The 11,749-nt window shown below is 35.6% G+C and carries 8 protein-coding genes; 2 read left to right on the forward strand and 6 right to left on the reverse strand.

Features of this window, described 5'->3' with window-relative positions:
* Positions 1-61: 61 nt before the first annotated feature.
* A complete protein-coding gene (locus J0M08_03405; protein MBN8702083.1) occupies positions 62-1,960 on the reverse strand; it encodes a T9SS type A sorting domain-containing protein in 1,899 nt (632 codons plus the stop codon).
* Between the two features lie 254 nt (positions 1,961-2,214).
* Between J0M08_03405 and J0M08_03410 the strand changes: the two genes are divergently transcribed.
* Entirely contained in the window at positions 2,215-3,666 is a 1,452-nt protein-coding gene (locus J0M08_03410; GenBank protein MBN8702084.1) for a hypothetical protein, read from the forward strand.
* A gap of 3 nt (positions 3,667-3,669) precedes the next feature.
* On the opposite strand, the gene J0M08_03415 is transcribed toward J0M08_03410, so the two are convergent.
* A complete protein-coding gene (locus tag J0M08_03415) occupies positions 3,670-6,468 on the reverse strand; it encodes a PKD domain-containing protein (GenBank protein MBN8702085.1) in 2,799 nt (932 codons plus the stop codon).
* A gap of 368 nt (positions 6,469-6,836) precedes the next feature.
* Between J0M08_03415 and J0M08_03420 the strand changes: the two genes are divergently transcribed.
* A complete protein-coding gene (locus J0M08_03420; protein ID MBN8702086.1) occupies positions 6,837-7,190 on the forward strand; it encodes a pinensin family lanthipeptide in 354 nt (117 codons plus the stop codon).
* 388 nt (positions 7,191-7,578) lie between these two features.
* Here J0M08_03420 and J0M08_03425 read toward each other — a convergent pair whose 3' ends face one another.
* The 4 genes from J0M08_03425 to J0M08_03440 form a co-directional block, all read right to left on the reverse strand.
* On the reverse strand, positions 7,579-7,908 hold the full coding sequence (locus J0M08_03425; GenBank protein MBN8702087.1) for a pinensin family lanthipeptide: 330 nt from the start codon (positions 7,906-7,908) through the stop codon (positions 7,579-7,581).
* A 153-nt stretch (positions 7,909-8,061) separates the two neighbouring features.
* The gene (locus J0M08_03430) at positions 8,062-8,418 is read right to left on the reverse strand and encodes a LytTR family transcriptional regulator (GenBank protein MBN8702088.1); all 357 of its coding nucleotides are present in this window, start codon (positions 8,416-8,418) and stop codon (positions 8,062-8,064) included.
* A gap of 309 nt (positions 8,419-8,727) precedes the next feature.
* Positions 8,728-11,163 carry an SBBP repeat-containing protein gene (locus tag J0M08_03435; GenBank protein MBN8702089.1) on the reverse strand — a complete coding sequence of 812 codons (2,436 nt, stop codon included), beginning with the start codon at positions 11,161-11,163 and terminating at the stop codon, positions 8,728-8,730.
* 126 nt (positions 11,164-11,289) lie between these two features.
* The coding region (locus J0M08_03440; protein ID MBN8702090.1) for a T9SS type A sorting domain-containing protein at positions 11,290-11,749 on the reverse strand (460 nt) is incomplete at its 5' end.

The raw sequence follows: 11,749 nt of genomic DNA on the forward strand, positions 1-11,749 counted from the left end.
CTAGTCGGTTAGTCCGTTAGCTTTGTTAACTAACAGACTAACCGACTAATTAACTTTTTAACTAATTCTTAATCATTTTTTTGATCTCTTTAGTTTCATTTGACAAAACCTCTACAAAGTACATTCCTGCAGGCAGTTCAGAAATATTTAATTTTGTTTCAACTTCTGTTAAAGCAACTTTTTTTACTGCTACACTATTGTAATTGTAAATTGTTGCAGTTGCGTTTTCTGCATTAGTTAGTTTTATTGTTACTTCTTCCGTTGCAGGGTTTGGATATACCAAAACTTCCAATGCTGTAGATGTGCTTACTTCTGCTTTATACACATTTATATTACTCCCTTCTGCTTTTTCTTCCGGAGATAATGCGGCTCCGCTAAGCGCATACTTTATAATACAACTGTTAGAATTAGCCCCTGTAGCTTTAATTTTTTGCAGAGGATTAGATACTAATATTTTATAATCAATGGCCGATGGCGATAACAGTGCACCAACAAACACCTCTGAGTTATGTGCAAATATTGAAGAACCTGCTGCTCCATAACTTGAAGAGTTTCCAACAATTGCATTCTTCCAAATCTCAGCAAAGCCATTCTTTGTTTTTATTTTGGACATAAATATTCTGTATCCTAAAGAAGAATTTATATCGTTCATAGTATAGCTATAAAAAATATTGTTGTTGTTATCCATAAAATATTTAGTGTCCATACCATCCGTCTCTCCGCGCTTATGGCTTAAATAGTGTGCTTGATAGTTCCCTGATTTATCATACTTAACAAGAATTACACTTATGGTATCCTTCTTTTGCTTAAATGTAATTCCGTTTGTTATTTTATACTGATTAGCAAACGTATTTCCCAATGTATTTACCAAGTAGATATTGCTTTGTTTATCTAGTAATACAGAGCAAAGTCCAACATCTACTTGTTTCTTAAATGTAGTACTCTTCAAATTAGGCTGAAACTTTATCAAAAAATCTGCTGTTGAATCTACTTGAATAGAAGCTCCAAGTAGATTAACCGCTGCACCACCATCTAAGTCAATATTCTGGTTACCAGTTTTTCTGATATTAACAGCCATTAACAAATTTTTAGATGCATCTGATTTTATATCTGATACATAAATATAATTTCCATTAGCCTGAACTATATTGTGATTAACATATTTCAGGTTGCCATCAAACTCCACTACAAGTTGATCTTCGCTATTCATCGATATAACTTTAGATGTATTTGCCGATACTATTTTAAAACTCTTTGCAGTTTCTCCGTTATATTCCATTAATGCAATTAATCCTCCGTTTGTCGTATTTACAATTTTAGCAATACTTAAGCCCGGACTATGAAACGCGGTTGCACCAACAGGAACTACAGATGCACTGCTCATAAAAGAACCATCTTTTCCTAGTCGCATAAAAAGCATGTCGGTATTCGAATGTACAGCACCCGAAGAAACAGAAGTGAAAACTTTCGACTTATACTTAATCTTGCCTCTATATTCCAATGCTACATATAAACCTGCTGACTTCCCTACTTCATTTATTGCCTGTATATTTGCAAATGAATTATTACTTGTAGATAATACATCTAATGTATTTACCCAACTCAATTTTCCATTTATTGTATTGTAAGCTGAAATAGCTTGAAGCCCAACAAAATTAGCTGCAACTACCTCTCCAAACTCCTCATCATAAACATTTTGATAAATATTCTTTCCCTTTACATTTACCTTGAGTGGAGTTGGGTCAAAATCATACGTTTCAGAAGCAAGACTCGAAGCATAGTACAGTTGCTTTCCTAACGTATCTAATCTACTCTTAGTCCAAACTGCATTCTCATCCGTTTCATGAAGAGTAACGCCATTAAGTTGTTGCTTCCATTTTACAGTTGCTTGTGCATTAATTGTTGTGTAGCTCATTGCTGCTAGAGCTAATGAGGCTGCAATTTTTAGTTTTGCTTTCATGTGTTTTTAAGTTGTAATGTTTTGCTGGTTAAGTAAGTTGTAAAAAAAATTGGGTGTGCTGCAGAAACTTCTAACCACAAAAAATATCAACAGCACACCTCTAACCTTTTTGGTGAAGCTAAATTAATGGCAATAAGAAGCACACCCAAACAATAAAGACCAAATAACACAACTATATACAACCACTATATTTATAATTTACATAATAATCAATATTTATATGACTATATTTATGACGTCATAATATTACATATATGAACATAATTGTTTTTTACAACAACCTGTCAGACCAACAAAAACTGAAACTAGCTCGCGATGCGAAAAAATCGCCTTTAAAACAACGATTACTGCAATACTTACAACAAACAGATTCGAATAGCTTTAGCACCAACAAAACAATAGAATACGTTTATGCAGACGAACTAAAAAATGGATTAGAATATAAAATAGCAGAAAACAGATTCTATAAACTACGAAAACGATTTATCGAATTTTGTGAAGAAGAGAATCTAACTCCCAAAAAAGAATTCATTCTTACTGAACAAGAAAAAGAGCTAAACGAAATTTTCTTGGAATCAGAAAACAATAAAGAGCTTAAACTAAAACGACTAAACAAATTAGAAAAAAAATGTTGGGAAAATAATATTTTCGAACTGCTGCCCAAAATACTGTTTTATCAATTTAGACTCGGGAAACCGGTTGCAATTAGTGAATACACAACGGCATCAAAATTAGTAGCCGACCTACACACTACTCAACAAATTATAATAACGCTTCAAGAATTCAGCATTTCCATTAACTCCTATAAAAAAGAAATATATAGAGAACTAAAGCGATTAAAAACAATATATCTGGCAAATAAAAAATTTATACGTTTTAAATACATATACAATTATTATAGTGTTTTATGGAAATGCAACAAAAGTTTTTCAAAAAGCAAACTAGCATATGCAAGAAACTTAAATACATACACATCTATTTACCTTGAATACCCTGATGTTCCTATGATTGAGTATATGGGAAACTACAAAACCGATTTGGAAATTAGAAACATAAATCTTTTAATTCAACACTACAGATATATAAACGATTTTAAAAGAGCGTTACTTTATATAGAGAAGAAGTTTAAACTCGCAGATACAAACACTTCCTATATGCAAGGTCAAATAAGGGTTGCAGACCATGTAAATATGATTACGTTTCTTTTAAAAAATAAAAAAACTACAGAAGCATGGGAATACACCGAAAAATACAGACAATTTTTATTCACGCAAAACAGAACAGAGTTGTATTATGACTTGTTTGTTCAACGAGCAAACATACTTATAGAATCATTCCCGAATACTCCTATTAAAAACTACCAACATATTATTAAAGGATTGAAACAAACCCTGAAGAAAAAAGAAATACGAAAAACACCCTCAAGAGAAAATCTTATTTTATACACAATTTGTAAATTACTTTTAGTAGATACACAATTTAAAAAAGCATACACTCTACTAAAAAAGAAACAGTTAAAAGACTACATATCTAAATACATAGACTACAATTTACTGGCAACATCAATTGGTCATTTAGCAAGTAAGACTTACACACACAACAAGAAATTTTTATTAGAAAAATACAAACACAAACTAAGTACAGCCAAAACAGAAATAGAAACGGAAGTGTATGAAAACCTATATCGTCTATTCAGCAAGTTGTAAATCCTACCTAAGAAGCGTTACACTGGTATTATAAACATGCTTTTTGTCAAATATATCTACTACAACAGTTCTACATATATACACATCTTGCGGAACAGTTCTGCCATTGTACGTTCCATCCCATGACCCATCAATACTATTGGTGTTAAATAACAACAAACCCCATCGGTCATAAATATAAAACTTCATTTCTTTAGCGCCTGTAGCAATGGGTTTAAAAAAATCGTTAACCCCGTTTGAATTGGGTGTAAAGGCATTAGGAATATATACCACAAAATCCGGATTCACTTTCAACGTTTTTGCGGCCGTATCCCTACAACCTTTTTCAGTTATTACAATTAATTGTGTAGCGTATACTCCTGTATCTTGATAGGTATGCTCAATCAAATCGCTTATTAAATTTTTTTGAAGCGAATCTCCGTCTCCAAAATACCAAATATAGTTTTGCCCACCAATTGAATGATTCATAAAGATAATCATTGGGTCGAGCGTGGTAGTTGTTTCCGCACTAGTCGTATAGTCTGCAATAGGTAAGGGATACACTTCAACTATATTATTCTTAACCACCGTAGCAGAACAATTTTTATCACTCACAACCGTTAAACTTGCCGAATATAAACCCGGTGTGGTAAAACATTTATTTACCTGCTGAATAGTATCCACACTTCCATCGCTGAAAGACCAAATCCATTGAGCAATTGAGCCATTGGTTATAAAACTTGTATCGTTCAATGTAGCACAAACAATACCGCATGCAGCAGTATCTATACCAATAAAACCTGCCACCGGATTGGCGTGCAAAGAAATTGTTTTGCGCACACTGTCGGCACAACCTTCTATTGTTGCAGCAACAAGTGTTACTGTATAATCAGTTGCAGCGGCATAGGTGTGGGTTGTGTGAGTGCTTGTGTCAAAGTTGGAATTATCGCCAAAATCCCAAGAATACATAGTACTTCCCGAAGAATTAACAGTAGTTAAATTTGCAAAATTTGCTGCTGAGCCAAAGCATATATTGCTCGTAAGAAAATCGACTATAGGCACATCATTTATTACAACCTGTTTAGTGATTGAATCTTTGCAACCCAAATCCGTTTCTACATACAACTGGGTGTTAAAAAAACCTGAACCAGAATACAAATGTGTTGGGTCTTGAAGGAAAGAGTTGTTTGCGGCACCTGAAGCTACATCGCCAAAAGACCAATTCCAATTAGTGATATTTCCAACAGTAACTGATGAAGTCAAATTAAGAAAAGAAGTATTGTTTCCAAAACAAACCGAATCGCAAGTAAAATTAGCTACAGGCTTCTCAGCAATGGTAATAACAAAAGTGGTGTCGTCTTTACATTGCTTATCGGACGTAACCTGTAGCGATGCAGTATAAACGCCTGGTGCAGCAAATGTAAAACCTGTATTTTGAGTCAACAGAGAATCATGTGTTGCATTGCCCAACAACCATTTCCATTTATTTATGTTGCCGCTGCTAATAGTAGAAGCATCGAACAAAGTAACCGAATCGCTACAAATTGCCTGAGTTAAATTATAGCTAGCCAGCGGCATTGCATGAAATGGGACATTAAAATCTCGCACCATAGGACATCCTTGTTGCGGAGTAATTGTTACCGTATAAGTTCCGGCTGTGTTTATATTTATACTGGATGTTGTTTCACCGCTTGGCGCCCAACTATAATTAAACGTAGGGTCCTGCGGTGCATAAATTGTTTTTGTAGCCCCCACACAAAGTGTATCTGTTAAAGGTTGTGTACTGTTGCAACTTGCATCAATATAAGCATACGCAAAATGCCCGCCCGGTGCGCAATCTGATGTAGTAAACCGAATAGTTACATTTTGATTTTGATAATTACTTAAATCTACGTTTACTGTTGTCCATGGTTTCCAGTAAACAGAATAGTGTGCTGGATTTGTATTAGTACCCCATTGAAAAAAATTAAATCCACTTACACTATCCGGATTTATAAAGCTGTGTGCACACGTAATGGGTTGGTTGTTGGCATCGTAAACATCAACTCTAAAAAAAGCTTGATCGGAATGTGTATGATAGCCGAGTTTTCCATGCACTACTGCCGCGTATTGATATGTGAAATTAGAATTACTAGAGGTAACAAAAAAAGTTTGCTCCAACTGTGCAGCATACCCACCTCCTCTGCTATAATCTCCAAGCACTACCGAAAAATTACCCCCCGGTGCAACCTGCGGTAACAACGTTCCTCCCAATGTTGGATCAAAACCTCCGGAAACTATATTATGCAGAGGCGCTCCTACGGGACTTGCAGTACCCGCCTGCGGACATGTAGGCCACGCAAAAGAAGTACAAGGATTATTATATGCGTTAATTGTATTAGTTCCAACAGGTACACCATTGGGATGATCTCCGTACTTCTGCGTCCAACCAGTAAAATTGCCGGTTTCAAAATCCATGTTTACGCAAGATGAAGATTGAAGCGTGGGAATAGTTTGACTATACTTTTGCGAAGGGGAATAACCTACATTCTTTTTTACAGTGCTCAAAGAATTAAGCTCAGGCGTTACTTGATGTGGAGAAAAACTAAATTTATATCTGCTCTTTGCTGTTTGAATGTATTCTGCATGCTCGTGTTTAGGAATATTGTTTCTATGCAAATAGTCGAGCGTTTGTTGTACATCAAATCCATAAAGAGAATCGGAAGACAGTTGTAATGAAGATAATAACTGTGCATATCCAAATTGAATGCTATAAAAAATAACTAAAACAGAAAATACAATTCGCCTACCAATACTTATTTTCACTTTATAGAATTGATTCATATACAGGTGTAATAGTACCCCCAATATCAATCTAAATCCAGAAAATTATTTCTAAATTTTAACTTTCTAAAAACACATACGAATCATATTAATTTGTTTTACAACAACTTACGAATAATTAATTCTTATTTCTAAACTAAATATTGATCGTACTCTTTCGGGAATATTGATAGAAATTGGTATCTCATTTTGAATTTATACTTGATCCTAGTAATGTTTATTGCCCAAACCATGGGTGGTTAATTTTCAAAGAATCAACAACTTATATTCTGCGAAATCCCAAATTTCAAATAATAGAGCTATTCAATAAAACAGAAAACGTAATTGACTTTACATTTCTGCAAAACTAATTTTGCTAAAAATAGTTTATGGAAAAGAAAAAACTCGTTTTAAGTGAAATTCAAATTACAAGCTTTATTACAAACTTAGAGCCCAAAGAGCAGCAAACTATTCTAGGTGCAATGGGTGCGGACACTAAGCTAATAAACACGTGTGCGTACACACAACAAAATGCAAATGCCTGTTATAATTATACAGCCAATAATTGTCAAGCATCTTTTACCTGCGTAACACAAATTCCTGCTAATTGTGCGTCTGCTAAAATTCAATGTGGCGGAAACTCTAGAACCAATTGCAATACACAAAATCAAGCAGTGTGTGCCTTAGAATCGGTTGTAAAACTTTGCTTTGTGCCAGCATCAGATTTAATTTTTAATTGTTAAGTACTATTTGGTTAGGTTAGTATCTTAGCGTTAGTAAAGTATTTAGGGATGCTTTTGCACCCCTAAATACTTATTTTTTAGTAACAACGCTAGTGTTGCATGCACAAATCACTATAATTACAAGCTATAGCGCTCATATTTGGAACACCACAATTGTCTTCTACTTTTGAGCTATCTCGATCTCGTATGCCAAACCCACACAAACCTGCACTAGAAAACTTTTCAAGAGCAGCTAATTAAATGAAATATGAAAATTTGTTTGTGCAGCAGTAGTATCGTATTAGTTACAATTAACATTTTATACCACAATAGCATTTGACCACAAATAGACATACAAAAAAATATAGATACTAATGTAAATCTTTTTAAAGTTGCTATCAATGGGTAATTAGCAAAGACCCGGAAACTTTGAACATTCTGCGTGGCCATTAGATATGCAATCTTGGGAACATTGGTTGGTCATATTGCCACAGCCCACTCCACATTCCGTCATGATTTTTGTAACCTCATCAGAATTTGTTGGTAATATAATTGTTGCGGTAATAGTACACCCTCCAAGATTACTAACTATTCCTACCAGACATCCTACTCCAACTTCAGCTAAAGTTGCCAAAATTGGAGTTGTATCGGCACCATAAATGGTTTTTTTTTCATTTACTGATAAATCAGTTACAAAACTTTCCACTTTAATTTCCTGAAGATTTAATTTTTTTTTCATACGTAAAATAATTGTTATTCCCTTTTGATAAAGGCAAGGGGGTTAGCCTAAATAGTAATATTTTGGCAAGTATAGTTTTAACGGGTTACTTTCTAATACGCCATTTATTATTCGTAGCCAAGCAGTGATTATTCGTAATCGATGGCTAAGTATCTAGACAAACTCGGGAGTAAGGAGGGCTTTTCTAAGTACGCTTGTTTGTCTAACAGAAACAGGTATTTGCATACCATTTACTATTTTTACCATTCTTTCCAATCGGTTATACTCGTTCAGATAATTTAAATTAATAAGATACGATTGGTGAATACGAAGAAATATTTTGGCTGGTAGGCGCTCTTCAATCCAGGAAAGGGGTTTTGAGAGGAGAATAGTATTGCCATTCTTAAGGTGTATGGTAGCATAATTACTACTGGCTATAAAGTAAAGAATTTCGAAATAAGGAATGGATTTAATTCCCATCGCATCTGGGAATGCGAAAAAAAAACGGTATGGTAATATATTACTTTCCATTATTCTAGGGTGCTCCAATTTTTTATTCTCTCCAAAATAGGGTTCTGTGCTTATTGGTTGTTATTTAAGTCGAGAAGACTCCTAGTCAATAAGAAACTAACCAACTAATTGACTTTTCTCTTTTTAACATTCCATATTCTTTCTTTGTACTTAATACTTTATACTAACTACTATTGCTTTATTATTTTCTTTATTTCCTACGTATTGTTTCCAACCATCTCTACAAAGCACATTCCTCAAGCAGTTCAAAAAACTTGCAGTTACTTCTAATCAATCTTTAAGAGTTTTTTCTAACACTTTATTATTGATTTACTCCAACACAAGTTTTACTGCATTACCACTATCCTGTTCTCGCATAAAATAAATGCCGGCAGGTAACTTTTCATTTATAACAAACGAACTAGTAGTTATTGTAAATGTTCTAATAACCTTACCCATTAAATCTAGTAATTCAAACACCCCACTTTTAGTTGTTTGAAGTGTAAACTGACCCATAGTAGGATTTGGAAAAACAATAAAACTTGTTTTGTTTATCTCTTCTATTCCCACCCCAGTACTACCCTGAAATTTTGCCAAAAATGCATCCCCTCCATCCACTTGTACACTGCCAGCATTGGTATTCTGATGTCCGCCTGAGGCTAGGTTGGTTGATGTTGCAACACCCGCCAAATAAACATTTCCGTTACCATCTGCTGCGCAGGAATAGCCTTTGTCATAATCACTACCTCCATAGTAGGTAGCCCATTGGCGAACTCCGCCACTGTTGAACTTTACCAAAAATGCATTTCTAGCCCACATACCGCCCCCATAGGTATTCTGATACCCACCTAAGGCTATATTGAAAGTTGAAGAGGTAGTACCTGCTAAATAGACATTTCCAATGCCATCCGTTGTGCAAGAAAATCCTTCATCCCAACCAATTCCTCCATAGTAGGTAGCCCATTGGCGAATACCACCGCTATTGAATTTTACTAAAAAAGCATCAGCACCACCTGAAGGAAGGTTTTGATGTCCGTTAAAAGAAATGCTATCGAGTGATTGAGTCTTTCCTGACAAATAGACATCTCCATTTACACTCACTGCACAAGAATAGCCTTCTTCAGAATTACTACCTCCTAAGTAGGTAGCCCATTGGCGAACCCCACCGCTGTTAAACTTAACCAAAAAGGCATCTGTATATGGATATCCAGCAGATGTATTCTGATGTCCGCCAGAGGCTATGTTGGTAGTTGATTCTGTTGTCCCCGATAAATAAACATTTCCACTACCATCTACTGCGCAAGTGCAATTGTATTCATCTTTATTGCCCCCATAGAAGGTAGCCCATTGGCGAACTCCAGCACTATTAAACTTTACCAAGAAAGCATCGTTACTTCCGCCCCCATATGTATTCTGATGCCCGCCTGATGCTATGTTGTTACTTGAAGTTGAAGAAACATTACCTACTAAATATACATTACCAATGCCATCTGTTACACAAGATAATCCCCTACTCCCACTACCTCCGCCATAGTAAGTAGCCCATTGTCGAACTCCGCCACTAGTAAACTTTACCAAAAACGCTCCAGCATAGGTATTCTGATGTCCTCCAGAGGCAATATTGTTACTTGAAATAGTCCACCCCGACAAATAAACATTTCCATTACCATCTGCTGTGCAGGAAAAGCCAATATCATCATTGCTACCTCCATAGTAGGTAGCCCATTGTCGAACACCGCCACTATTAAACTTTACCAAATATGCATCACTATCCCACAAAGCGCCCCCAAAAGTATTTTGATGCCCTCCTGAGGCTATGCTGCTATTAGAATAAGTTGTCCCCGACAAATAAACATTTCCACTACCATCTACTGCGCAGGTGCTATTTTGTTCACTATAAGTGCCTCCATAATAAGTTGCCCAAAGCAAAGCAGGGTCTATTACCATTTCCTGCTGAGGGTTGTAGCTGCCTAACTCAAAACTCACTACGTTTCCCGTTAATTTAAATTTGGTAGCTATTGGTTTACCTTCTTGGAGGCTTACCGGTGCGTGGTCGGTAAGCTTGCCCATAAGGTTGCCCTGTATCAGATTACCGCTTCTGTCTACATATAATTCTTCTTGGTGGGTAAATTCCATTTTTATTCGATTAGGGGCTGCTCCCGGTTGCACTACAAAATCGTATTTCAAGCCGCCATTGGCTGTTATATATACCACCCAATCTATACCGGGATAAACTTGGTGATAAGTGATTTTTTTGTAATAGTGCACAAATAAAGCATTGTGCGTGTAATACTGCATATAATCGGCACTTTTGCCTTGGGTAGTAATTTTCGCATTCGGATTGGCGCCTATCAACTTCATGTCCATGCGATAGGTTTCAAGACGAATATCGTTTTGCATACTATCCATTTTTTCTAGCTCTTCGGACTTAGCCATACGATCTGCCATCAACTCTTTGTATCCTTCGGGGTAATGCAATTGATTAAACTGGTATGCTATACCGCCTTCTTCCAATAAATACAAATTAACATTCCCGCTTTGTAGCAGATACTTTACATAAGGTGCAGGTTGTCCGTCTGTTTGCTTTATCTGACCTTTGTTTTCAATAAAGTAAGTTGCTTGTGTACTTCGATCATTTAAGAGTTGAGTACTTGGCAAATCATTATTGTTCGATGCAGCGATGGCGTTAGTGTTAGCAAGTATTCCGCAAAGTAAAGCTGCGCTTATACTTACTCGAAGTAAGGATTTATGCATATTTGTTTTCATGTTTTTATCAATTTATTGGTTCTTTTGGTTTGCGCGCTATATTGTCTATAGTTTATAAGGTTGGAAGGATTAGAAGATTTTAATTTTCCAACCCCTCCAACTTACTTAACCTATCATATACAAGGCCTACTGTTTTATTATTTTTCTTATTTCTTTAAAATTGTTTCCTACAACTTCTACAAAATACATTCCTGCTGGTAGTTCCGCGATTTCTACTTTTGTTTCGTTCTCCGTTAATGAAATTGTTTTTACTACTATACCGCTGTAGTTGTATATAGTAGCTACAGCTGCTTCACTCTCACTTAGTGTAATTTTTATACTAATATTATCAATAGACGGATTAGGATATACAACTAGAGTAGCGGCCATTTCTTCTAAATTTGTTTTATACACTATACTATTTCCATCTTCGGCTTGTTCTTCATCAGCTAACGCGGCCCCACTTAAGGCGTACTCACCCATAAATACATGTTGCTTGGTGGTGTTTAATGAAACATAATTGGAAAGTGTATTGCCGTTAAATCGTTGATACCCCTTTTGATCGCCTACAAACAAAACCTTTTTTGCATAGGCAACTAGTTTAGGC

The organism is Bacteroidota bacterium (genome assembly GCA_017303975.1).
GTDB lineage: Bacteria > Bacteroidota > Bacteroidia > JAFLBG01 > JAFLBG01 > JAFLBG01.

Coding starts and splice junctions, on each gene's coding strand:
- J0M08_03405 (MBN8702083.1), bottom strand. CDS start 1,960: ATGAAAGCAAAACTAAAAATTGCAGCCTCATTAGCTCTAGCAGCAATG.
- J0M08_03410 (MBN8702084.1), top strand. CDS start 2,215: ATGAACATAATTGTTTTTTACAACAACCTGTCAGACCAACAAAAACTG.
- J0M08_03415 (MBN8702085.1), bottom strand. CDS start 6,468: ATGAATCAATTCTATAAAGTGAAAATAAGTATTGGTAGGCGAATTGTA.
- J0M08_03420 (MBN8702086.1), top strand. CDS start 6,837: ATGGAAAAGAAAAAACTCGTTTTAAGTGAAATTCAAATTACAAGCTTT.
- J0M08_03425 (MBN8702087.1), bottom strand. CDS start 7,908: ATGAAAAAAAAATTAAATCTTCAGGAAATTAAAGTGGAAAGTTTTGTA.
- J0M08_03430 (MBN8702088.1), bottom strand. CDS start 8,418: ATGGAAAGTAATATATTACCATACCGTTTTTTTTTCGCATTCCCAGAT.
- J0M08_03435 (MBN8702089.1), bottom strand. CDS start 11,163: ATGAAAACAAATATGCATAAATCCTTACTTCGAGTAAGTATAAGCGCA.